Origin of the sequence: Burkholderia reimsis (assembly GCF_003294055.1) — a bacterium.
Taxonomy (GTDB): domain Bacteria; phylum Pseudomonadota; class Gammaproteobacteria; order Burkholderiales; family Burkholderiaceae; genus Burkholderia; species Burkholderia cepacia.
Window position 1 is genome coordinate 99,683 of record NZ_QMFZ01000010.1, and the last position, 23,280, is coordinate 122,962.

Here is a 23,280-nt window from a genome sequence, read left to right on the forward strand (position 1 = left end):
CGGCGATGACGGTGCGTTTCCGGACAACGCCGGCCCGCCACGCAAACAAAAATCGACAAATCGGAACAGATGGGCGCGGTGTTCCCGCCTACCATCCGGACGTGCTTCGCGCGTTCCCGCACCACTGCGCGATCGGCAGATGCATCGCCTGCATTCCGCTGCACGTGACTCCCTCGCACCCTCGCACTCTCGCATCCTGACGAGCCGCCAACAGGCAAAGGATTCGCCATGTCCGCAAGATCACTCGCTTCATTCGTGCTGATGCTGCTGCTTGCGGCGTGCGGCGGCGACTCGGATTCGTCGGTGCCGGGCGGCCCGGTCGCGGCGGCTTCGGCGCGCGCGTCGCAAGCCGCCGCGTGGAAGCCGCTCGTGCCCGGCACGAGCTGGCAATGGCAGATCGACGGCAACCCGATCAACGAGAAGGTGCTGGACGGCGTGAACAACGCCCGCAAGATGTATGACGTCGACATGGAGCTGACCGATGCCGGTACGATCCAGCGCCTGAAGGCGAAGGGCATCACCGTCGTGTGCTACATGGAGGTGGGCGGGCGGGAAGACACCCGTGGCGATGCCGGCCGGTTTCCCGACAGCGTGCTCGGTAACCCCGTCGAAGGATACGAGGATCACGAACGCTGGCTGGACATTCGACAGACCGCGATCCTGATGCCCTTGATGCTGGCGCGTCTCGACATGGCGAAGAAAAAGGGCTGCGACGGCATCGAGCCGGACCTCGACGACAGCTATCGCCAGGAAACGGGTTTTCCGCTGACGCGCGACGACCAACTGCGGTACAACACGGCGCTGATCGCCGCCGCGCACGATCGCGGGATGTCGATGGGCCTGAAGAACGGCTCGGGTATCGCGGCCGCGATGGCGAAAGTGGCCGACTGGGCGCTCAACGAGCAATGCAACAGGTTCCACGAGTGCGGCGGTTACGCGAGCTTCATCGCGCTGAACAAGGCCGTGTTCAATGTCGAGTACACACGCCCGGACGGCATGACGCTCGCGGCGTTCTGCCCGGCGGACAACCAGGCCGGGTTCGACGGCATTCTGAAACTGTCGAGCGACACGCTTTCGGCGCTGCCGCGCGCGGCCTGCCGGTTCGAGTGAGCGGCAACGTTCCACGTACGTCACCATTGGCGTTGCTGTTCGATCAGGTCATGCCATATCGCGGATGGACGAGAAGCCGCCGGAGAGTTGGATACGTTTCGCAGTGCGAATCGTTTTGCGCGCTTCCTTGCAATCTGTGAGCGATGCCGCAGCGGCGCGCTGATGGAGGTCAAGCACGATGGTTCGGGCCGATCCGCACTCGATGGTGCGCGTTATACGGGCGCTTCGCCGGATTGATCGAGGCACGCCCCATGTGCCGCACGCATCTTGCCCGAATCGTCGATCGTCACGTATCGGGAATGCAGGCGGACCGGGTGCGCGAGGATCAGAACCGATCGAGCCGTGCGAGGATTTCGTCGGCGCGGCGCAGCAGCGTCTTGTTCTGCTCGGCCGTCGCCCTGACCGCGTGCAGTCTTGCACGCCAGTATGCGGGATCGCTGATCGACGTCTTTTTATGGAAGTCGCCCCGTGCCTGTTCGAGCAGTCGAATGGATCCTTCGATATGGGCGAGCTCGCGTTCGACTTCGTAGTACCGGTTCATGCATGGACCTCTTCAGGACGGTGATTCATGATGGATTCCGGATGACCGCGACGCATTGATTTCATGCAAGCCGGATACGGCGTTCGGTCTCTCCGGAGAAAACCGGATGATGCGGAGTGCTACGTGGACGACATGCGGACGACATGGGACCACGAGCGGGAGTCCGAGCGGCCGACGTGAAGATACGTACGCTACCGTGGCGTTCCGATCTGCCGACCAAAGGCTAAACGATCAAATTGACGTGTTCCTGACAGACACGCAAAGCGGATCTCCGGATGGCATCGCGTCAGATGAATCGCCGGTAGTGAGGGGCGCGTGCGTGCACTTGCTGACCTGCGTCAAGACCGCTTGTGCTGCAAGAGCGAAGATGAAGGCTTGCGCGTGTCGCTCTCGATCGGGAACCGACATGCACCATGCCGTCCGCGTCTTCACGTTCATGATACGGGCCTCCATCATGCCTTCCCTGTTTGCGCACACGTCGAATCCCCGGATCATCACGCTGCCCGTCGCGCCACACCGGAATCGTCCGGTCGACGCCGACGCCGATGGCGACCGGCTGCTGAGTCCCCACGAGATCGCGATCCTGATGGTGCTCGCCAGCGAGCCGCGATGCCAGCAGGGCGACCCCGCCGACCTTCGCCGTCTTGTCGATCGCGGCCTCGTGCGACTGGATGCCGCGTCGCTTGTGGAGGCTCCCCCGCGCTTGTCGGACGACGGCTGCCGGATCGTGTCGCGCTTCGCCGAGTGCGATCGCCCCGGCCGCGACGGCAACGCCGGCTTCACGGCCGCGCGCCGGACGGCAACGGCCACGGCATTGCGCGGAACGCCGCACGGCGCACCGCGCTGACCTGCATCAATTTCCGGTTGCACGGCCGGATTTACCGTTGTTTTCACCGGATGCGAACGGGCGCGCATGGCGACGGGAACCGATCGCGTCACGCGCCGATGATCCGCTTCGCCCCGCCCGGGAGAACGAACATGAATGCTGCGATGCTCTGTACCCGCGATGTCGCGACGTGCCCCGCACGGACGACCGTCGTCGAGGCAGCCGCCAGGATGCGTGACGCGCATGCCGGCGACCTGGTCGTCGTCCTTGAACAGGAAGGACGATGCAAGCCGATCGGCATGGTGACCGACCGGGACATCGTGCTTGCCGTGGTCGGCCCCGACGCGGAGGCCGACGCGCTGTTCGTCGGCGACATCATGTCCGCGCCCGTCGCCGTCGCGGATGTCGACGACGATGTCTGGCTGCTCGCGAAGCGGATGCGTCAGCACGGCGTGCGCCGGTTGCCGGTCGTCGGCGACGACGGCGAACTGGTCGGTATCGTCTCGCTCGACGACCTGCTTCGCGTGGCCGCGGCGCTGCTCGACGAATTGCGCCTCGTGGCGGCGCGTCAGCCGTATTTCGAGGAGAAGCAACGCGACTGATCCGGCGTGCATCGCGTTCCGCCGCGGCGTGTCCGCGGCGACCGCGCGTGCGGGCATGTCGCCGCGCCCCACCGGGTATTGGCGGCCGCGCGCGAAGCGGCGCCGGACGTTTCAGGCAGCGGCATGGCCCGTGTCGATCTGAAGCATTCGGACACGTTCATCTTCCGAACGCCGACCGCGCCCGCATCCGTCGGCGCGACCCGGGCCGGCTGCCGCGGGACGGTTGACGCAGGTCAACGCGACTGTCCCGCCCGCCCCTGAAGATGAACCGCCATTATCGGCCGGGAGGGGCACCGTGGAGCACCATGCGGAGGTATTGCGCGGTGGGCGCTGGACGCTGCCCGCGCCGGGCTGGCGGGATCTCGCCGCGGTGCTGATCGTCATCGGGTTCCTGATCCTGGCCGGCATCTCGGCGCACCAGATGGCAGGCCCGCTCGCCGTCGCGCATCCCCCGGCCATCTCGTTGTCCCCCGCGGCGCTGCCCGGTTATACGCTGCGTACGGTCTCGCGCATGTTCGCGGCATTGCTCGCATCGCTTGCCTTCACGTTCGTCTACGCGACCGCCGCGGCCAGGAGCCGGTCGGCCGAGCGGGTGCTGATTCCGTTGCTGGACGTGCTGCAGTCGGTGCCGATCCTCGGCTACCTGTCGTTCACGGTGCTGTTCTTCCTGTCGCTGTTTCCGGGGCGGATGCTGGGCGCCGAATGTGCGGCGATCTTCGCGATCTTCACGAGCCAGGCGTGGAACATGACGTTCAGCTTCTACCAGTCGCTGCGCACGGTGCCGCGCGATCTCGACGAAACAAGCCGCAGCTTCCGGCTGTCCGCATGGCAGCGCTTCTGGCGCCTCGAGGTGCCGTTCGCGATGCCCGGTCTCGTCTGGAACGCGATGATGTCGATGTCGGGCGGCTGGTTCTTCGTGGTCGCATCGGAGGCGATCGCGGTCGGCGACCTGCACGTCGACCTGCCGGGCGTGGGCGCCTATGTCGCGCAGGCGATCGCGAACCGGGACCTGGCCGCGGTGGGCTGGGCGATCGTCGCGATGAGCGTCGCGATCGTCCTGTACGACCAGTTGCTGTTCAGGCCGCTGGTCGCGTGGTCGGAACGGTTTCGCCATGGCGATGCCGTGCCCGCGGTCGTGCCGCGCAGCTGGATGCTCGACCTGTTCCACCGGTCGCGATGGATGGCCCGTGCCGGCGGCCCGGTCGGCATGCTGTTGCGCCGCGCGGCGCGTGCGCGGCTGCCCGGGGCCGCATGGCCGTGGCGCGGCCGGATGGCGCTGCCGCGGCACGCGGGTGACGCGCTCTGGTTCGCGCTGTGCGCGGCGGGAGGCGGGTATGCGGCGGTTGTCCTGTTCCGGCTCGAACGCGCGGCGCTGACCTGGACGGACTTGCGCGTCGTGGCGAGCGAAGGGGCGCTCACCTTCGTTCGCGTGACGGTGCTGGTCGTGATCGCGTCGGCGATCTGGGTGCCGATCGGCATTGCGATTGGTCTTCGACCGCGCGTGGCCGCCCGCATCCAGCCGATCACGCAGTTTCTCGCCGCGTTTCCGGCCAACCTCCTGTTTCCAGTCGCGGTGTTCGTCATCGTGCGCTACCGGCTCGCCCCCGATGTCTGGCTGCCGCTGTTGATGATCCTCGGCGCGCAATGGTATGTGCTGTTCAACGTGATCGCCGGAGCGAGCGCGTTTCCGGCCGACCTGAGCGAAGCGGCGGCATGCTTCCGGGTCCGGCCGGTGACCTGGTGGCGTCGCGTCATGTTGCCGGGTGTGCTGCCGTACTTCGTGACGGGCGCGATCACCGCGTCCGGCGGCGCATGGAATGCGAGCATCGTCGCGGAGGCGGTGAGCTGGGGCAGCACGCGCCTGAATGCCGGCGGACTGGGAGCCTATATCGCGCAGATGACCGGCGCCGGTGACTTTCCGCGTATCGCGCTCGGTGTCGCCGTCATGTCGCTGCTCGTGATCGCGACCAACCGGCTCGTGTGGCGCCCGATGTATGCGTTCGCCGAGCGCAGGACGCGGTTCGATTGAGTCCGGGCCCGATCCATTATCCGCAGGAGACCGATGTGTCGAATCCCGGTGAATGCAAGGAAGCGTACGAGGCGGGCGCGGCCGCGCCGTCATCGGAGCAGGCGCCGGTCGTGCTCGAGATGCGCGGCGTATGCAAATCGTTCACGAAGCCGTCCGGTGAGCCGCTGCACGTGCTGGCCGATATCGACCTCACGCTCCGCGAGGGCGAGATACTGGGGCTGCTCGGCCGCTCCGGCTCGGGCAAGTCCACGCTGCTGCGGATCGCGGGCGGGCTCGTCAAGCCGTCGTCCGGCACGGTCGCATATCGCGGGGCGCCGCTTGCCGGCCCGACCGCCGGCATTGCGGTGGTGTTCCAGACCTTCGCGCTGTACCCGTGGCTGACCGTCGTCGAAAACGTCGAGCTCGGGCTCGATGCGCTGGACCTTCCGCCACGCGACGTGCGCGAACGGGCGGCCGCCGCGATCGAGTTGATCGGGCTCGACGGTTTCGAATCGGCTTATCCGCGCGAACTGTCGGGCGGCATGCGTCAGCGGGTGGGGTTTGCCCGCGCGCTCGTCAGCGAACCCGTCCTGCTGTTGATGGACGAACCGTTCTCGGCACTCGACGTGCTGACCGCGGAAACGCTGCGCACCGATTTTCTCGACCTGTGGGACGCGCGCCAGTTGTCGACCCGGTCGGTGATGATGGTGACCCACAACATCGAGGAAGCCGTGCTCATGTGCGATCGCATCCTGGTGCTCGGTGCCGGCCCGGCGCGCATCGACGCCGCGCTGAACGTGCCGTTGCCGCGTCCGCGCAACCGGCACGACCCGGCCTTCCAGGCGATCGTCGGCAAGATCTACGCGACGCTGACCGCGCGCATCGCCGACGCGGCGGCGGCTCGCGCGGCGGCCGGCGGCACGCTGGCCATGGCGCTACCCGACGTGACGAGCCACCATCTCGCCGGGTTCGTCGAGACCCTGGCGGCCGCGCCGTACGACGGCCATGCGGAACTCGGCGCGATTGCCGCGGCGCTCGCGCTCCGGGTCGACGTGCTCCATGCGACCGCCGCGGCGCTCCATCTGCTCGCCTTTGCCGAGTGGCACGACCGGACCCTCCGGTTGAGCGCGGCGGGCCACGTGTTCGCGCACAGCGACGACGAGGCTCGGCGGCGTCTGTTTCGAGAGCATGTCGTCAAGTTCGTGCCGCTTGCCGCGCATATCGACGAAGTGCTGGACGAGCGCGCAGGGCATCGCGCGCCGCGTGAGCGCTTCGAACTGGAGCTCGAGGATCATCTCGATCCGCGCAGCGCGGAACAGGCGCTGCGCGTCGTGACGGACTGGGGCCGCTACGCGGGGCTGTTCGACTACGACGACCATACGCGCACCTTCGGCCGTTGATCATGCGGGGCGCGGCCGGCTGAAACGGAGCGTCGTGACCTGGCGTCAAGTCAGGCGGGCGGCGCTACGCGCGTGTTTACGCGCGTAGCGCGGCGAATAACGGCGCCCAGAACGCGCGGCTCCCGTACGCCGCGACGTCGCACTCGGTTTCGAAGCGGATCGCGATCGCGGCCTCGGCTCCCGCCAGCGGCTCGGCACGCTCGACCTGCCGGGCCAGTACGGCCGTGTCGGCATCGGATGCGTCGCGCCCGTGTGCGGCCCGGGCCGCGACACGGGCGGCGAGCGTCGCGGGGCTCGCGGTGAAGTCGAGAATCGCGACGCGCACGCCGCGCTGCTCGGCGAGCGAAATGAAGGGTGCCCGGTTGCGCCGGAGCAGGAACGTCGCGTCGACGATTGCCGTATAGCCGCTGGAGAGGACCTCGCCGGCCTGCGCACGCAGTCTGTCGTAGACCGCGTCGATCGCCGTCTCCGAATAAGCGGCGAGCGGCAGCCGGGTGTCCTCCGGTGCGCTGGCGAGGCGCTTGCGCTCGGCGTCGCTGGACAGCCGGATCGCGCCGAGCCGTTCCGCCAGCGCGCGGCTCGCCACCGATTTGCCGGAACCGGACATGCCATGGCAGAGCAGCAGCAGCGGCCGCGCATCGCGGCGTGCCTGCGCCATGTCCGACGCAAGGCGCAGATAGCGGCCGCGCGTCGCCTCGTCGCCGCGCAGCCGTGCGGTCAGCGCACGCACCAGCGCACGATAGACGAAGTAGCACGGCAGTACGGCCAGCGCCGCATGGTCGCCCGTACGTGCGAGCCATCCTGACAGGAGGCGGTGGGCGCAATCTGCCCGCTCGCGGGCGGCGTAATCCATCCATGCAAACGCGAGATCGCTCGCCACGTCGATCCAGCGCAGTGCGTCGTTGAACTCGATGCAGTCGAACATCAGGATCCGGTTGCGCCAGCGGACGACGTTGTCGAGATGCAGATCCCCGTGGCAGGCGCGCACGAAGCCGTTCGCGTGCCGCTCGGCGAACTGCGGCGCGAGACGGGCCAGCTCGGCCTCGTACCAGCGTCGCAGCGCGGCTTGAGCGGGCACCGTGACGTCGAGCGTGTCGCACAACGCCTGGCATTGGGCCACGACGTTCGCCGCGCTGCCCGGGTAGCCGCTCGGCGCACGGCGCGGTGCGTGCAGATGATGGCGGGCCAGCGTCTGCGCAAATGCGTCCGCGTCCGCCAGCCCCGTGTCGTGCGATGCGCTGCGGACCGACAACATCGCTTGCGCGTCGAACCGGCGCATGCGCACCACATACTCGCCGGGCACCGCCGGCTGCCGGTGGCGTTGCGTGCCGGTTCGCACGGGCGGGCCGAACGTGCTGCCGCGGCCGCGCGCGACGATCGGCCAGACGCCCAGGTACAGCGGGCCGGCGAACGGCCGGTTGAGCGACCATTCCGCCAGCGCGCAGCGGCGGCGCTGCGCGGGGCGCACGAGATCGACGAACGCGAATCGCACGGGCTTGATGCGCTTGTACGCGTAGCGTCCCGCCAGATACACGACGGACAGGTGGGTTTCGATCCGTTCGATCCGGCCGGCGGGATGCGGATAGGTGGCAGGCCGACGCAACGCGCGATCGAATTGCAGGGTCTTGCGTCGTGCGGCTCCGCGGCTCGACGTGAACGGCAGGCGTGGTGCTCGGGACATGATGAACGGATCGATGGGCCGGGCGCTTGCATCGCGCCGTGCCCGCGGGTTGTAGTCGAACGGAAGCGGCACGCTCCGTCTGCTCGAAGTCGCGGGATCGGGCCGGCAGGCTCGGGGCACGCGTGCGACGAACCCTATTGCAGCCGACTGTCGCCCATGCCGGCTTGATGCGTGTCAAGCGCGTTGACCGTGCGCACCCGGACGGCCTGCCGTGGCCCCGCGCCGGCGCGGTAACGGCGCAACGCCGCCCGCATGCACGTCGTCGACACCGTTGCGGCCCGTGCGGTACGCACCGTGCCGGCGCGCGCTTGACGCAGGTCAACCGCATTCCCCATGGCGGCCCTACAGTCGATTCGGGCGCTCGGGCGATGCGGCACGTGCCGCGCACCGAATGCGGGATGTCGGTGCGTCACGCGGCCGGGTTGGCGTCGAGCGGATTCATGCCGCCGGATGGCGAGCGGAACGCGATGCGTTGCGAGGCAGTGAAGATGAAACAACGGGTGTGGGCGGTCGTCGTGTTGCTCGCGTTGGGTGCGTGCGCCGGTGCGGAGCGGAACGCGGCCTTCCGGTCGACGGAAACGCAATTGTTCGCGGCGCGCCAGGCCGCGGCGCTGCCGTGTTCGACACCGGCCGAATGCGATCGCGCATGGCGCCTTGCGCGCCGCTACGTCGAAGGGCATTCGTCGACCCGGATCACCCGGGCCGATGCAGACACGATCGAGACGGCGCCGCCGTTCCTGGCCGGCGAAGTCTATGTGTGGGCATCGCGCACCGCATCGGGCGGCGGCGCGGCGGTGATCCGGCTCAAGGCGATGTGCAAGGGCATGTACGACAGCGACGGCGGCCCGGGCTGGCAGTACGACGCATGCGCGACGAAGATCCTCGACATCGAGCGAGGTTTCCGGGCCGACGTGAACCCGGCGCGTTCCCCCGACGCGCCGAAGCCGGTCGCGCCGCGCTGATCCGGCATCCCGTGCCCGCGCGCCTCCACGTGATTCCGAACCGTTGACCTCCGTCAACGCCCGCGTCCGGCGAACGCCGATGATGACACCCATCCGCACGCCGCCGGCGCGTCGGTTCATCCAGCGAGGTCGGTATGTACACGAACATCATGGTCGCCGTGGACGGCAGTCCTTCATCGAAACTGGCGCTCGACGAAGGTCTGAAGGTGGCGCGATCGTACGGCGCGCGCCTGTTCGCCGTTTTCGTCGTCGACCGCTCGCTTCTGGTGACGTACGCCGGACGAATGGATCCGGACGCGCTGCTCGACGAGGTTCGGCGCGACGGCGCGGCGGTGCTGCGCAGCGCGGAACGGGCGATCTCGCACGCGGCGGTCAACGGCGACACGGAAATCGTCGAGACCGAGCCTGGCCAGAATGTTGCCGAACGGCTGCAACGGTACGTCGTCGAGCATTCGATCGATCTGGCCGTGATCGGTACGCACGGCCGCCGCGGCGTCCGGCGGTTGTTTCTCGGCAGCGTCGCGGAGCGTTTCCTGCGCGGATCGAGTTGCCCGGTCCTGCTCGTACGCGCCGGCGATGCCGCCCCGGCCGCGGCGGCGGCAGCCTAGCGTCGTCGCACGCGGCGCCTCGCCGCGAGGCGCGGGCCGCACGCGGCGCACCGCCCGCCCGCGCCCACCCATGCGCAACCTGCACAGGTGACCATCATGCAGATCTCCTTTCCTTGCGAACATCCGACGTATTGCGGCCAGGATCCCGCGCTGGCGTTTCCCGCGCTGGTCGAAGGCCGCCGTGTGCACTGCGCGATCACCGCGGAGGCACTGGAGGATCACTTCCGCGCGGCGTCGCCGCGTGAACAGGATCTCGTGGAGGCATTTGCCCGTCATCGACCCGCGATCGAGCGCGCCGCGCGCTGCCTGCTCGAGGAGATGGGCGGCCGGCCGATCCTGCTTCACAGCGGCTATTTCCGGTTCTGCACCTGAGCGTCCGCTCCCGTTGACGCGTGTCAAGCCCATGCCGATGCGGGCAGTTACGCTGGAATCCTGATGATCGTTCGTCCGTTGCCCGGCACACGGTGCCGCGCCAATCCGATCTTCGTCATGGCTTCGCGCGGGCGGGACGAAAGCGCGGGCCGCATGTCAATCGCTTGAGGAGTACGAACCATGAGCAATGTCACACGGTACGATCCGTTTTCGATCGAACCCGTCGCCGACCTGTTTCAGGGCCTGTTCAGGCCGCTGCGCGGGATGACGCTGGCGGACGAGCCCGATCTTGCATCGATGAAGATCGACGTGACGGAAAGCGACGATGCGTACAAGGTCAACGCGGAGCTGCCGGGCGTCGCCAGGGACGACATCGACGTCCAGGTGACGGGCAGTACCGTATCGATCAACGCGAAAATCCAGCGCAACAGCGAGCAGAAGGAAGGCGAGCGCGTGATCCGGCGCGAGCGTTATAGCGGCGCGGTCAGCCGCTCGTTCTCGCTGTCGGGTGAAATCGACGACGCGAAGGCGACGGCGACGTATCAGGACGGCGTGCTGTCGCTGACGCTGCCGAAGAAGGCGCCGGTCGCGCAGAAAAAGCTGACGATCGGCTGATCGGGCGGCAGGTTGCGGGTGACGTCGGCATACGCTGCCCGACAGGAGGAAACGGCGCGCGGAGCGATCCGCGCGCCGTTTCGTCGAAGCGGGCGCCGCGGCGCTCACGCATTCGATGCGGCACCGCCTGCGCGGTAGCCGACCGTCTGCGCGAGGATCGGCAGCTCGTCTTCGTTCAGCCGCAGCGCGTCGGCCAGCACGCGATGGTTGATCCAGCCGCGCACGACCGTGCCGAGGCCGGCGGCCGCGCAGTAGAGCGACACGTTCTGCGCGATGGCGCCGGCCGCGATCGCCGAGAACACGTCGCGCTGCTGCGGCGGCATGTCGAGGATCGCGGCGGTTCGCACGACGTAGACGAGATCCAGCGGCGCGCGCCCGACGAAGTCCTGATAACCCGTCAGGTTGCGGGCGTCCACGGCATGCTTCAGCACGAGCCGATGCGCGGGCGCGTCGTAGCGATAGACGCCGTACGGCAGCGCGACGTACACGTCGATTTCGTTGAACGCATGCGCGGACGGCGCCGTGCGGCCGCCGGCCGCCGGCCGGTTGACGCCGTCCGCGGCCCACAGCATCGCGCCGAGCGTCGCGGGCGGCAGCGGCGTGGCGGCGAATTCGCGGGAACTCATTCTTGCCGCGAGTGCGGTCATCAATGGCGGGCCGCCGTCGAGGTCCGGGTGCGGCAGGTCGATGAGGGGCGGGGATTCGCCCTGCGGCGATACCGGCCCTGCCGGCGGTGTCGGCGAATAAGCCAACAGTTGCTGTTCCGTCATGTGAGTCTCCTTGGAGCATCGCCGTGCGTGCCCGGGACGTCGCGCATCGGTGATCTCACGATAAGGCGGCCGGGCCGCGCCGGCTTGACCTCCGTCAAGCGGCGCACCGGCAGGCCGCGATGCGCGTCGAGCGGCGTCCGTTGACCTGCGTCAGCGATCCCCGGCCGTGCATGTGCAAATCTGGACATATGCGGCGAACAGGCACGCCGCGGCTCACAGGAGTGCAGGCGATGAAAACCGACAAGGAACTGAAGCAGGACGTCCAGGACGAACTCGAGTCCGACCCGGCGATCGACGCGACACGTATCGGTGTCGAGGTCGTCAACCGGATCGTGACGCTCTCGGGTCACCCGCCGAGCTATGCGGAGAAACTCGCGATCGAGCGGGCGGCGAACCGCGTGGCCGGCGTCAAGGCGCTCGTCGTCGACATGACCGTGCATCTGCCGGACGACGACGTCCGCACCGACGAGGACATCGCGAATGCCGTGCGTTCGGTTCTGCACTGGACGGTCGGTCTGCACGACGACACGGTCAAGGTGCAGGTCGAACACGGCTGGATCACGCTGTCTGGCAGGGTCGACTGGGCGTACCAGAGCCATATGGCCGTGCGGGCGATCTCGCAGATGCGCAGCGTGACCGGCGTGACCGACCACATCGCGGTGCAGGGGGCGGTCGGGGCGGCCGACATCGGCGGCAGCATCAAGCGCGCGATTATGCGCCACGCGGAGCGCGAGGCGAAGCACATCGCGATCGAGGTGCGCGACGGCACCGTGCGGCTGTCCGGCAAGGTCGGTTCGTTCTCCGAGCGCAAGGCCGTGCGCGGCGCCGCGTGGTCGGCGCGCGGCGTGCGTGCGGTGGTCGACGACCTGGTCGTCGAGTAAGCGCGGTACCGGGCAACCGGATGGACAGTCCGCGTAATTGAAGGAGGGAAGCCGGATGACACTGTCAGGCGAGGTACACGACGCGGACTGGTCGGTGACGATCCAGACGATTGCCGCCGAAACGGGCGGCTATCGTTGCAGGATCCACGTGACGTTCGCGTCGCCGGATGGCGCATGCGAGCGCACGTTCGCGCACAGCCGGACCCACGATACCGAGCGCGAAGCCGCGATCGACGGGCTGCGCGCCGGGATGACCTGGGTCGAGATGAGGAAATCGAACACGTTCACGGTCTGACGCCACGGCGCACGTGCGCGTGTCTCCCGTGCGTCGATGTTTCGTTCGTCATCCGATGCAATGAGTGCCGCATCGCACGGGTATCGGTGTGCCTATCCGTCGGCCCGGTCACGGCCGGCAGGCGGCGGCGCGGGGCGCGCAGCCGGTTCGCCGTCGCGCGGATGTTCGCGTTGCCGCCGGACATGATGCGCGACGGCGTCGGTCACGGTCGGAAAGAAGCTGGCGGGACCGAACGCGTCGAACAGCCCGTAGGCGCGCAGGCGATCCTTCACCGGTCCCTTCATTTCGGCGAAGTCCAGTGCGATGGTCTGCGCGCGGAGTTCCTCGCAAAGCGCCACGAGCCGGTCGGCGGCGCTGACGTCGATATCCGTGACGGGCTCGGCCGCGATGACGATGCGCGTGACCGGAGACGCCGACGATACGATGGCCGCGTGCAGATGCTCGCAGAAGATCTCGACATTCGCGTAGAAGAGCGGCGCATCCCAGCGGAACAGCAGGAGCCCCGGCGTCTGCACGGCGTCCGGATGACGCGCGATGTCGTGATAACCGCGCACGCCGGCCAGCCGGCCCAGCACCGCATCGTACGGATGCCAGGCTCGCCACACGAACGACAGCAGCGACAGCGCGCTGGCGAGCAGGATGCCGGGCACGACGCCGATGCCGATCACGCCGGCAAAGCACAGCACCGCAATCAGGCATTCGCCGCGACGCATCCGGTACAGCCGGACGACGCTGCGGACGTCCGCGATGCCGAACGCCGCGTACATCACGACGGCGGCCAGCGCCGCGCGCGGGACGCCGGTCAGCAGCGTCGGCGCGGCAACGAGCAGGATCGCGATGCACGCCGCCGCGACGAGGTTCGTGACCTGGCTCTGCGCGCCCGCGGCAATCGCGACGGGCGTGCGCGATGCGCTGCTGCTGACCGCGCAGCCCTGCATCATGCCGGCCAGCAGATTGGCGGCGCCCAGTGCGACCAGTTCCTGGTTGCGATCCGGCGTTTCGCCCGAACGCGCCGACAGGGCGCGCGACAGCATGCTGATGTCGGCGAACGACACCAGCGCGACGGCGACGGCGCCGGACGCGAGCGCGCCCAGGTCGGCGACGGAGACGACCGGCAGGTGCGGCACGGGCGCGCCGGCCGGCAACGTGCCGACCGTCGCGATGCCGTGCAGCGGCCACACGTGCGCGACCACGGTCGCCGCCAGCACCGCGATCAATACGCCGGGTGCACGCGGCATCACCCGTTTCATCAGGAAAATGGTGGCGAGCGCACCGCTGCCCAGCAGCGCGGCATTGGTGGAGAACCGGCCTTCGGCGAGGGCGTGCACGATGGGCGGCACGCTGGAGAACACGTCGCCGCCCGCCGCGGGCATGCCGAGCAGTTCCGGCAACCGGCCGATCGCGAGCGCAATCGCGATACCGTTCAGGTAGCCGTACTGGATCGGACGTGACAGCAGGTCGGTGACGAAGCCGAGGCGGAGCGTGCCGAGCAGGATGCAGATCGTGCCGGCCGACAGCGCCAGCGCGCCGGCCAGCGCGATGGCGCGCTGCGGGTCATGGTCGGCAAGCGGGGCGATCGCGCCGGCGATCAGCGCGGCCAGCGCCGAATCGGGGCCGAGGACGAGGATCCGGCTCGGGCCGAGCAGCGCATACGCGAGCAACGCGGCGATCGACGCATGGAGGCCCGTGACGGCCGGCAGGCCGGCCGCCTGTGCATAGCTCATGCCGACGGGCACCAGTACGGCCGACAGCGCGATGCCCGCATACAGGTCGCGCGACAGCCATGCGCGCCGGTAGTGCGTGAGCAGTGCGATGCCCGGAAACAGGTGGGCGACGTGTCCGGAAAGGTGCCGGTTCATCGCGGCTTCATCCCGGAGACGTCCGGGCGAACGGGATGGACGGCTTCGGCAGGCGCGTGGTGACCGGGATGCGGCCGGCCCGGGCTGACGGACGGGACGGCAGGGTGAGCGTGATCATTGCGTCGGAAGACCGGGCCGCCGCCGTCGCACCGGATGCCGGCGGCGCGGCACGGCACGGCGGCGGGCTTCAGGCGGCCTTGAGTGCCGACAGTTGCAGTGCCTGCGCGAAGCGGGCCAGCGTGGCGATCGAGCCCGTCACGCTCTCGTACCGCTCGCGCCCGATCTGTCCGTCGAGGATCACGAGCATGCCGGCGTCGCGCGCCAGGGCGACGAGCGCCTGCGTGTCGAGCGCGGCAGCGTCAGGCCGGCGGGCCTGGTCGCCCGAATCGGGAAGCGGGGTAGCGTGTGTCATGACGGCTCTCCTGATGGCCCGGAATCCGGCTGGCGCGCAGCCGCGATCCGTGGTTTCAGTATCGTTGCCGCGCCCGCGCGATTCAATCGGCATGCCCCGAAGCTGCGGTAGGAATCGCGCGGAGCGCGTCGGCAGATTCCTACACGGCACGCGGTTTCGGCGGCGCGCGGCGGCGCACCGGCCGCGCCGCGCGCCGCCGTGCATACCAGCTTCCGATCGCGCGCCAGATGTCGGGGGCGGCTTCGCAGTACGTGAACAGGTCGAGATCGCTGCGATCGATCATCCCCTCGTCGGCGAGGAAGGCCAGGTCCACCGCGCGGCGCCAGTACGCCTCGCCGACGAGGATGACGGGCAGCGGCGGGATCTTGCGCGTCTGCAGCAGCGTCAGGACCTCGAACAGCTCGTCGAATGTGCCGTAGCCGCCCGGGAAGAACACGGCGGCTTTCGCGCGTTCGAGCAGGTGCAGCTTGCGGATCGCGAAATAGTGAAACCGGAAACCGAGACCGGGCGTGATATACGGATTCGGCGCCTGTTCGCGCGGCAACTCGATGTTCAGGCCGATGCTCGGCGCGCCGCGCTCGTACGCGCCGCGGTTCGCGGCCTCCATGATGCCGGGGCCGCCGCCGGTGACCACGGCGAGCCGCGCGGCGCGCGTGCACCGGTCGGCGTGGCCGACGATGCGCCCGAATTCGCGTGCGACGCGGTAATACACGCTGTGCTCGACGAGCCGGCTCGCCGCCGCGACGGCGCGGCGCCGGCCCGCATCGTGCGGACGCTGCGCGAGCAGGCGATTGGCTTCGTCCAGCCGGGCATTCGCGACGGCAGGAGCGACGATGCGCGTACTGCCGTAGATCACGACGGCATGACCGATGCCTTCGCTCTGCAGGCGCGCCTCGGCTTTCCAGTAGTCGAGCTGCAGCCGGATGCCGCGCATGCTCGCGTGCTGCAGGATGGTGGCGTCGTCGTCGGCAGGCGTGCGCTTCGGGCGTCGGGCGGGACGCCGCGCGCGACGCGGGCCGGGCCGGGCGCTGTCGTCGTTGCCGACGAGCGCATCGGGCCGCGGACGTGCGGGCATGCCGCGCGTGTCCGCCGGCGTCGCGCCGGGCGCGGCACGGCGGCGCGCGTTGCCTCGTACCGTACGGGCGGGGATGCGTTTGATGGCGGTCGGCATGCGGTGCGGGCCGGCGGGCCGGCTACTGGCTCAGCACCCATTGCACGAGCTGGTGCGCATCGTCAGCGGACAGCGGGCCGCCGCGATCCTCGGCGGACGGCATCGGCGTGTCGCCCCAGTGCACGCGGCCGCCGACGCGCAGCTTGCGTTCCAGTTCCGCGGCCGCCGCCGGATCGCCGCGATAGCGCTGCGCGATCTCGTGGAACGACGGCCCGAGGAACCTCATGTCGGGCGTGTGGCAGAACATGCAGTGCTGCGCGTTGACGAGATCGGTCGGCTCGGGCACGGCCGTCTGCGCGGCGGCCGGGCCGGCCACCGCCGTGATCGCGCAGAGGGCAGCGAAACGCAGGAGGTTCATGTTTTTTTCCTCGTCCGGGTCGGAGGGGCCGCACCTTGCCGCGCGGCGCGATCAGGAGACGACTTCGTCGAGCGGGCGGCGCGGCGAATGCGGCGTATGCGGGCCGCGCCCGACGCGCAGCAGCAACTGCGGCTCGCCGCGCAGCCCGAGCATGTGGCGCAGGTGGGCGCGCAGCCCGGCCGTCTCGATCGGCTGGTTCAGGTAGGACGCCGTATGGCCCGCGCGCGCCGCGACGAGCAGGACGCGCTCCAGCGCCTGTCCGGCGGCGAGCCATGCGTCGCGATCGTCGCGGACGGTCGACAGGCAGACGATCAGCGGCGACGCGCCGACCAGCTGGTGATGCAGCGCGGCGAGCCCGTTGCCGAGATCGAACGTCCGGACCGCCATCGTCACGACGGGCGCCGCGAAGTCCAGCAGCGTCGGCACGCCGGCCGCGAATGCCGGCATGCCGTCGACGTGCCGGCGCGGATCGATCCAGCTCGCCAGCTCGCGGCGGAAGCGCGGATCGGCGAACTGCTGCCGGTCGGCCTCGGCGACGAGCTCGGCCACCCGTGCGCGGTGCGCGATCGCGTCGACACAGGCGACCTCGACGCCTTCCGCCGCGCCGGCCGCGATCAGCTCGCGCTGGAGCGTGTCCGGAACGGCCGTCGATTCGAACGGCGCGCGCGTCGTCACGCGCTCCGGAATCGCGTCGAACAGCGCGCCGAGCGACGCGTCGGAATAGCCGTCGTCGCACACCCGCACCAGTGCGAGGAGATCGGGGTCGACTTCGGACGGAAACGTGCTGATCGTATGGGCGAGCCCTGCGTGGTCGAGTGCGACACGCAGGTTGAGCAAGGCGGCGCCGCAACTGATGATCAGCTCGCGATCGAACGGATCGACCACGGGCAGCGCACGGACGCGGTCCGCGCAGACCGCGATCGTGGGCCCGTCGACGATGAATCGCCACGGCTGCGAGTTGTGGCTGGACGGAGCCAGCACCGCATAGGCCAGCAGCGACTTCAGAAGCGCTTCGGGATGCGCGCTTGCGGCAAGTGGGGGAACGGCTGTCATTCGATCATCTCCTGGTCGCCGGGCCGGCGGCGTCATGCCACTTCATCGTGTCAGCAACCGGCCGGCCGCCGTTGACCCACATCAAGCGCCCGTCACTGCGCCGTGCGCGCGCGGCGCGTGGCGACTAGCCTTGGATCGCGACGCGCGCGAACACGATGGCGCGGGGAGGCGAGCATGCTTGCGATGATGTTTGACGGCACGACGCCGCATTTGCGCGAGGCGCGCGTGCCGGAACCGCTGCCGGCGCCGGGCCAGCTGCTGATCGACGTGCACGCGTGCGGTGTCTGCCGGACCGATCTCCATGTCGTCGACGGCGAACTCGCGCACCCGAAGCTGCCGCTGGTGCCGGGGCACGAGATTGTCGGAACGGTGCGCGTGCCCGGCGAGGGCGTGACGGGATTCTCCGTCGGCGACCGGGTGGGCGTGCCATGGCTGGGTTCGACCTGCGGGCATTGCGCGTACTGCGCGTCCGGCCGCGAAAACCTGTGCGACAGCCCGGGATTCACCGGTTATACGATCGACGGCGGTTATGCCGAGTGCGCCGTTGCCGACCATCGCTATTGCGTGCACCTGCCGCGGCGCTATTCCGATCTCGAGGCCGCGCCGCTGCTGTGCGCCGGCCTGATCGGTTACCGAACCTTGCGCATGGCCGGCGATGCGCGTCGCGTCGGCATCTACGGCTTCGGCGCGGCCGCCCATCTCGTCGCGCAGGTCGCGCATTTCGAGGGGCGGAAGGTGTTTGCGTTGACGAAGCCCGGCGACACCGTCGCCCAGCAGCTCGCGCTGTCACTCGGTGCCGCATGGGCCGGCGGCAGCGACGAAACGCCGCCGGAACCCCTCGACGCCGCACTCGTCTTCGCGCCGGTGGGCGCACTGGTGCCGGCCGCGCTTCGCGCGGTCGACAAAGGCGGGATCGTCGTATGCGGCGGCATTCACATGAGCGATATCCCGGGCTTTCCGTACGCGTGGCTGTGGGGCGAGCGCCGCATCGTGTCGGTCGCCAACCTGACGCGTGCGGACGCGGCCGCGTTCATGCGGATCGCCGATGCGATGCCGCTGCGGGTCGAAGCGGTGCGTTACGCGCTGACCGATGCAAACCGCGCACTGGACGATCTGCGCGCGGGGCGCGTGTCCGGTGCCGCCGTGCTCGGCATGCGCGGCTGATCCCGCTCGGCATGCCCGCACCGCCATGCGCTCAGATGCGCCCGAGGCCGTCAGGATCGACGATGCGGATCTGCTTGCCTTGCGCGGCGACGAGCCCCTTGCGCTGGAACTTCGACATCATGCGGCTGACCGTTTCGAGCTTCATCCCGAGATACTCGCCGATCTCGTCGCGCGTCATCCGCAGCACGAATTCGGCGGCCGAGTAGCCGCGCGCCTTGAAGCGCGTGGACAGGTTCAGCAGGAAGGCGGCCACGCGCTGCTCGGCGGTCATCGTGCCGAGCAGCAGCATCTGCGCGGATTCGCGCACGATCTCGCCGCTCATCATCTGATACACGTGATGCTGCATCGGCCGAACGTCGCGGCACATCTGTTCGAGCTGGCCGAACGGAATGATGCAGACGGTGCTGTCCTCGAGCGCGATTGCGTCGCCGTTGTGCCGCCCGGTGTGCACGCCGTCGAGCCCGAGCGATTCGCCGACGATCTGGAAGCCGGTGATCTGCTCGTCTCCGTCGCGATGCATCACGATGGTCTTGAACGAACCGGTTCTGACCGCATAGATGCTGTTGAATGCGTCACCAGCGCGAAACAGCGTTTCGCCGCGCCTGACGTGCCGCGTCGTGCAGATCATCGCGTCGACACGCGCGAAATCGTCCGGCGAAAGATCGGGCGGCATGCACACGGTACGCAGCGCGCAGGTCGAGCAACGGGACGCGGCGCGCTTCGGCTGGTCCGCCCGTTCGACGGGATGCAGCGGGATGAACGGACGTGACGGTTGTATCGGGTGTAGCGGGTGTAGCGGCAGGGTCTGCGATACATCGGCATGGCTTTGCATGATCGGCTCCAATTCCTGGGCGAGCGGCGAATCGCTGTCGGGCGGGATCGCGCTGGCCGTCGTACCGGCGGCCTTGGTGTCTGCCGCCTTCCTGATGGGGAACCACACCGGACGGGCCACGAGACCGAAACCGGTCTCGGCATTGATGCGGCCATTGCTCCGGGCGGCACGCTGGCTTGTTTTTCTTGATACGCAGTATGGATGGCGCGACGCTCGACGGAAATCAGCCGCAATTGAAGATGCGGTAGGACACGTGGAAGCGTTGTAGGGCGTTTCCTACAAAGGGGGCGGCATCTTGCCGCGATCTTGCCGCCGAGGCGGGCGGTGGCAGCGAGATCGGCGGGGCGCAAGCGGCCGGCTGCCTGGCCGCCGTCAGAGTTCGTCCGGGTCGTCGAACAGCTTGTGGCGCATCGCATAACGCACGAGCGCCGTGTCGTTCGGCATTTGCATCTTCTCGAGAATGCGCGTCTTGTACGTGCTGACGGTCTTGACGCTGACGCAGAGCGCCTGCGCGATTTCGGAAATCGACTCGCCGGTGGTGACGCGCCGGAAGACGTCGAATTCACGGTCGGACAGACGCTGGTGCGGCAGGAGATCGGTCGGTTCGTTCAGGCTCTGCGCAAACTGTTCGGCCATCGTCAGGCTGACATACACGCCGCCGGCCGCGATCTTGGTCAGCGCCGCGACCAGCTCGGCGCTCGCGCTCTCCTTGGTCATGTAGCCGGATGCGCCCGCGCGGAACGCGCGCACCGCGTATTGCTGCTCGGCGTGCATCGTCAGCACGAGGACGTGCAAGGCCGGTTTCTCGTCCCTGATCTGCTTGATGAGCTCGACGCCGTTCCGGCCGGGCATCGACAGGTCGAGCACCAGCACGTTCGCGGCCGTGCCGCGCACGAGTGCGATCGTGGATGCGCTGTCGCACGCTTCGCCCGCGACCTCGAAGCCGCTTGCGTTCTGCAGGATGTGCCGCAGGCCGTCCCTGACGAGTGCGTGGTCGTCGGCGATGAGTACCCTGATCATGACAGCACATCTCCTTGCTGGATGGCGTGAAGCGGCAACGCCACGGTGATCGTGAATCCCGTTCCCGGCCGGTTGTCGATCGTCACCGTGCCGTCGAGCATGTGCGCGCGCTCACGGATGCCGATCAGCCCGAACGACGGACGATCGCGCTCGTCGCGGGCGACCTCCGGCGCACCGTGGCCGTTGTCCGCGATGCGCAGCACGCAGTAGCCGTCTTCCACTTTCAGGGCGAGCTTCACGTGCGTCGCATCGGCATGCCGGGCGACGTTGGTGAGCGCTTCCTGCACGATGCGGAACAGCGTGGTGGCGCCGGCGCCGGTGAACGCGGTATCGACGGGGGCGATGTCCCGGTCGACCGTGATCCGGTAGCGATGCGTGAAATCGTTTGCAAGCCACTCGATCGCCGGGACGAGACCCAGGTCGTCGAGCATCACCGGCCGCAGATCGGCCGCGATGCGCCGCACCGACGCGACGGTAGAATCGATCAGGCGATGCATGCCGCCCAATTGCTCGCGCACGCCGGTATGGGGGGCGACAACGCCCGCGAGCCCCAGCTCGACGGCGGAGAGATCCATCTTGAGCGCGGTGAGTTGCTGGCCGAGGTCGTCGTGCAACTCGCGCGCGATCCGCGTTTTTTCTTCCTCCCGCACGTTCTGCAGGTTGGCGGACAACTCGCGGAGTTCCTCGCGCGACTGCCTGAGCGCATTTTCCGCGCGGACGCGCTCGGTGACGTCGCGCAGCATGACCGTGTACAGCTTGCCCGTGCCGTCGCGAATCTGCGATATCGACGCCTCGATCGGGAACTCCGTGCCGTCGCCGCGCAGGCCGAACAGCACGCGTTGCTGCCCCATCTGGCGGTCCGACACGCCCGTCACGCCGAATTGCTCAACGTGCCGCGCATGCGCGGCGCGAAAGCGCTCGGGGATGAAGCGGGTCAGCGGCGCGCCGATCGCCTCCATCGCGGAGACACCGAACACGCGTTCCGCGGCCGGATTGAAGATCACGATCGTCTGGCTTTCGTCGACGGTAATGATCGCTTCCATCGATGACCGGATGATGCCCATCATCCGCTCCCCGGTCGGCTGGCCGTCGCCGGCGGGCACGGCGGCGGAGATTCGCGTGGAGACAAGCTGCTGCACGAGCACGGCCAGGATCAGCGACAGCGCGGCGCCGGCCGCCAGCACGGCCAGCGCGGGTCCGGACGTGTCCGTGCCCGGCGCACTGTAGCGCAGCGTGAGCGGCGTACCGCCGAACGACAGCGAATCCGTTCGCGTGAGCATGGTGCCGGCGGTCGCGGCGTCGTTGCCGCCGAAGCCGCCGGCATGGACGAGCGCCGCCGGGATGTCGGCCGCGATTTCCACGCGTAGCCGATCCAGGATCGACGGATCGACGAGACGTGCCGGATCGAGCGCGGCATAGACGTATCCGGTCGCGCGCGCATGTTGCGGCCCCGACGGCGCCCCGTCTTCAGCGTCCGCATAAATCGGCAGATACAACATCAGCGCCGTGCGGGCACTCGTCGCGTCGGTGCTGTCCCGGGTCGCGTTCGCGGCCAGCGCGACCCTGCCGGTTTCCGCCGCGCGCTGCAGTGCCCGCCGGGTCGCCTGATCGTCATTGGCGGAGCTCGACTCGATTCTCCCGACGCTGCGGACGGGCGACTGCAAGCCGTCCAGATCGAGACCGTCGAGGTAACGACGCCACGCGTCGCCGGATTGCGGCACGACCAGCGTCGACGCGAAGCCGCGCGCGCCGCGCAAGACGGCGGCGGCGCCGAGGAGGCTGCGCCGGAGGTCGGCCGTCGCGAGCGTCGCCGATTGCGCGAAGCGCGCCTGGGCGGCTTCCTGCGCCCGGTTCTGCAGAAGCCGGGCGGCGGCAAACGACGTGGCCAGGCCGAGCGCCAGCGTCAGCAGCGCGGCGAGGGTCGCGGATCGCGCGGGCCGGACCCTGCGCGGAGCCGGCCCGGCCTTGAAGGCGGGCACATGGACTGTCATTGCCGTTCATCCTGACGGATATCGCCGGTGGCTGGCGGGTGGCGGGCCGGACGCGGGGCACGGGAAGCGGGGCAGGCCGAAACTGCGATGTCGCCCGAAATTGTGCGCGTTTTGTCCCGGTTCGCCAATCGGGACCGATGTGTACGCCTGTTTCCGGGCGGCCTTGACCGGCGTCAACCGGACGACGCGCGTCGGGCCCAGACTGGTCTGGCATGCCGGTCAAATCCGAACGGCAACGGGGAGGCTCCATGTATGCACGGATCTTTGCGGCACTCGACGGCAGCCGCGCTTCGCGACTCGCGCTCGACGAGGCGATCGCGCTCGCCCGCGATTCAGGCGGCCTGATCGTCGCCGTGTGCGTGGTATCGGACGCGCCGAGGGTGGCCGATTTCGACAGCGGCTATATCGGCCAGCGCGACCCGGCGGGGCTGGATGCGGACAGGGCCGCGATCGCGGTGGCCGACGCGGAGACCGCGTTTCGCCTGTGCGGCGTCCGCGGCACGGCACACACGCTCGACGCGTGCGGCGAGGACGTGTCGTCCGTCCTGGCGCGGGCCGCCGCCGAGTGCGACGCGGAGCTGATCGTGATGGGCACGCACGGGCGGCGCGGCGTGCGCCGCGCGTTGCTCGGCAGCGTCGCCGAATCGCTGGTGCGCACGGCCGACCGGCCGGTGCTGGTCGTGCGGGAGGGGCAGGGCGCGTGTGCCGCCGTGTTGTGATGAAAAGGGGGCGGCCGCAAGCGGCTGCCC

At 69.0% G+C, this 23,280-nt stretch carries 24 protein-coding genes; 13 read left to right on the forward strand and 11 right to left on the reverse strand.

Translation table 11 applies throughout. From position 1 onward, the window contains the following. The first annotated feature begins 228 nt into the window (after positions 1–228). The gene (locus DPV79_RS14400) at positions 229–1,110 is read left to right on the forward strand and encodes an endo alpha-1,4 polygalactosaminidase (protein WP_113045700.1); all 882 of its coding nucleotides are present in this window, start codon (positions 229–231) and stop codon (positions 1,108–1,110) included. Between the two features lie 325 nt (positions 1,111–1,435). Here the strand turns inward: DPV79_RS14400 and DPV79_RS14405 are convergent, their stop codons facing one another. Continuing rightward, on the reverse strand, positions 1,436–1,651 hold the full coding sequence (locus DPV79_RS14405; RefSeq protein WP_021159358.1) for a hypothetical protein: 216 nt from the start codon (positions 1,649–1,651) through the stop codon (positions 1,436–1,438). A 406-nt stretch (positions 1,652–2,057) separates the two neighbouring features. Here DPV79_RS14405 and DPV79_RS14415 point away from each other — a divergent pair, with 406 nt between their 5' ends. From DPV79_RS14415 to DPV79_RS14430, 4 genes are all read left to right on the forward strand, one after another. Beyond that, positions 2,058–2,498, forward strand: a complete 441-nt coding sequence (locus DPV79_RS14415) for a hypothetical protein (RefSeq protein WP_208866723.1) — start codon at positions 2,058–2,060, stop codon at positions 2,496–2,498. Between the two features lie 131 nt (positions 2,499–2,629). Next, complete coding sequence (locus tag DPV79_RS14420) at positions 2,630–3,079, forward strand: CBS domain-containing protein (RefSeq protein ID WP_113045749.1); 450 nt, start codon at positions 2,630–2,632, stop codon at positions 3,077–3,079. A 295-nt stretch (positions 3,080–3,374) separates the two neighbouring features. Further along, entirely contained in the window at positions 3,375–5,108 is a 1,734-nt protein-coding gene (locus tag DPV79_RS14425) for an ABC transporter permease (protein ID WP_113045702.1), read from the forward strand. Positions 5,109–5,143: 35 nt separating this feature from the next. Continuing rightward, entirely contained in the window at positions 5,144–6,487 is a 1,344-nt protein-coding gene (locus DPV79_RS14430; RefSeq protein ID WP_425267359.1) for an ABC transporter ATP-binding protein, read from the forward strand. Positions 6,488–6,563: 76 nt separating this feature from the next. Here the strand turns inward: DPV79_RS14430 and DPV79_RS14435 are convergent, their stop codons facing one another. Then, entirely contained in the window at positions 6,564–8,168 is a 1,605-nt protein-coding gene (locus DPV79_RS14435) for a bifunctional aminoglycoside phosphotransferase/ATP-binding protein (RefSeq protein WP_113045751.1), read from the reverse strand. 488 nt (positions 8,169–8,656) lie between these two features. Here DPV79_RS14435 and DPV79_RS14445 point away from each other — a divergent pair, with 488 nt between their 5' ends. The 4 genes from DPV79_RS14445 to DPV79_RS14460 all read left to right on the forward strand — a co-directional run bounded on the left by DPV79_RS14445 (position 8,657) and on the right by DPV79_RS14460 (position 10,725). Beyond that, the gene (locus tag DPV79_RS14445; RefSeq protein ID WP_113045752.1) at positions 8,657–9,130 is read left to right on the forward strand and encodes a hypothetical protein; all 474 of its coding nucleotides are present in this window, start codon (positions 8,657–8,659) and stop codon (positions 9,128–9,130) included. A 134-nt stretch (positions 9,131–9,264) separates the two neighbouring features. Continuing rightward, entirely contained in the window at positions 9,265–9,738 is a 474-nt protein-coding gene (locus DPV79_RS14450; RefSeq protein WP_021159365.1) for a universal stress protein, read from the forward strand. Between the two features lie 96 nt (positions 9,739–9,834). Continuing rightward, positions 9,835–10,110 carry a DUF1488 family protein gene (locus tag DPV79_RS14455; protein ID WP_059484426.1) on the forward strand — a complete coding sequence of 92 codons (276 nt, stop codon included), beginning with the start codon at positions 9,835–9,837 and terminating at the stop codon, positions 10,108–10,110. Positions 10,111–10,290: 180 nt separating this feature from the next. Continuing rightward, positions 10,291–10,725 carry an Hsp20/alpha crystallin family protein gene (locus DPV79_RS14460; protein ID WP_027792290.1) on the forward strand — a complete coding sequence of 145 codons (435 nt, stop codon included), beginning with the start codon at positions 10,291–10,293 and terminating at the stop codon, positions 10,723–10,725. A 104-nt stretch (positions 10,726–10,829) separates the two neighbouring features. On the opposite strand, the gene DPV79_RS14465 is transcribed toward DPV79_RS14460, so the two are convergent. After that, complete coding sequence (locus tag DPV79_RS14465) at positions 10,830–11,495, reverse strand: nitroreductase family protein (RefSeq protein WP_021159368.1); 666 nt, start codon at positions 11,493–11,495, stop codon at positions 10,830–10,832. Between the two features lie 230 nt (positions 11,496–11,725). Between DPV79_RS14465 and DPV79_RS14470 the strand changes: the two genes are divergently transcribed. Together DPV79_RS14470 and DPV79_RS14475 are read left to right on the forward strand one after the other, a co-directional pair. Then, entirely contained in the window at positions 11,726–12,376 is a 651-nt protein-coding gene (locus DPV79_RS14470) for a BON domain-containing protein (protein WP_042974973.1), read from the forward strand. A 55-nt stretch (positions 12,377–12,431) separates the two neighbouring features. Beyond that, complete coding sequence (locus tag DPV79_RS14475; protein WP_021159369.1) at positions 12,432–12,671, forward strand: hypothetical protein; 240 nt, start codon at positions 12,432–12,434, stop codon at positions 12,669–12,671. A gap of 92 nt (positions 12,672–12,763) precedes the next feature. Here the strand turns inward: DPV79_RS14475 and DPV79_RS14480 are convergent, their stop codons facing one another. From DPV79_RS14480 to DPV79_RS14500, 5 genes are all read right to left on the reverse strand, one after another. Then, positions 12,764–14,530, reverse strand: coding sequence for a SulP family inorganic anion transporter (locus tag DPV79_RS14480; protein WP_113045704.1), 1,767 nt, complete (start codon positions 14,528–14,530; stop codon positions 12,764–12,766). A 187-nt stretch (positions 14,531–14,717) separates the two neighbouring features. Further along, a complete protein-coding gene (locus tag DPV79_RS14485) occupies positions 14,718–14,942 on the reverse strand; it encodes a hypothetical protein (RefSeq protein WP_021159371.1) in 225 nt (74 codons plus the stop codon). A 139-nt stretch (positions 14,943–15,081) separates the two neighbouring features. Further along, the gene (locus DPV79_RS14490) at positions 15,082–16,113 is read right to left on the reverse strand and encodes an LOG family protein (protein ID WP_113045705.1); all 1,032 of its coding nucleotides are present in this window, start codon (positions 16,111–16,113) and stop codon (positions 15,082–15,084) included. 22 nt (positions 16,114–16,135) lie between these two features. Then, on the reverse strand, positions 16,136–16,471 hold the full coding sequence (locus tag DPV79_RS14495) for a c-type cytochrome (RefSeq protein WP_059685829.1): 336 nt from the start codon (positions 16,469–16,471) through the stop codon (positions 16,136–16,138). Positions 16,472–16,522: 51 nt separating this feature from the next. Continuing rightward, entirely contained in the window at positions 16,523–17,524 is a 1,002-nt protein-coding gene (locus DPV79_RS14500; protein ID WP_113045706.1) for an Acg family FMN-binding oxidoreductase, read from the reverse strand. 174 nt (positions 17,525–17,698) lie between these two features. Here DPV79_RS14500 and DPV79_RS14505 point away from each other — a divergent pair, with 174 nt between their 5' ends. Next, on the forward strand, positions 17,699–18,688 hold the full coding sequence (locus tag DPV79_RS14505; RefSeq protein WP_042974955.1) for a zinc-dependent alcohol dehydrogenase family protein: 990 nt from the start codon (positions 17,699–17,701) through the stop codon (positions 18,686–18,688). A 31-nt stretch (positions 18,689–18,719) separates the two neighbouring features. On the opposite strand, the gene fnr is transcribed toward DPV79_RS14505, so the two are convergent. The 3 genes from fnr to DPV79_RS14520 form a co-directional block, all read right to left on the reverse strand. Continuing rightward, the gene (fnr, locus tag DPV79_RS14510) at positions 18,720–19,520 is read right to left on the reverse strand and encodes a fumarate/nitrate reduction transcriptional regulator Fnr (protein WP_113045753.1); all 801 of its coding nucleotides are present in this window, start codon (positions 19,518–19,520) and stop codon (positions 18,720–18,722) included. A gap of 372 nt (positions 19,521–19,892) precedes the next feature. Beyond that, positions 19,893–20,540, reverse strand: a complete 648-nt coding sequence (locus DPV79_RS14515) for a response regulator (protein WP_021159376.1) — start codon at positions 20,538–20,540, stop codon at positions 19,893–19,895. Continuing rightward, positions 20,537–22,531, reverse strand: a complete 1,995-nt coding sequence (locus DPV79_RS14520) for a PAS domain S-box protein (RefSeq protein WP_113045707.1) — start codon at positions 22,529–22,531, stop codon at positions 20,537–20,539. Before DPV79_RS14520 ends, DPV79_RS14515 begins: the two co-directional genes overlap by 4 nt. Positions 22,532–22,779: 248 nt before the next feature. On the opposite strand from DPV79_RS14520, the gene DPV79_RS14525 reads away from it, so the two are divergent. Then, entirely contained in the window at positions 22,780–23,250 is a 471-nt protein-coding gene (locus DPV79_RS14525) for a universal stress protein (RefSeq protein WP_021159378.1), read from the forward strand. Positions 23,251–23,280: the final 30 nt, after the last annotated feature.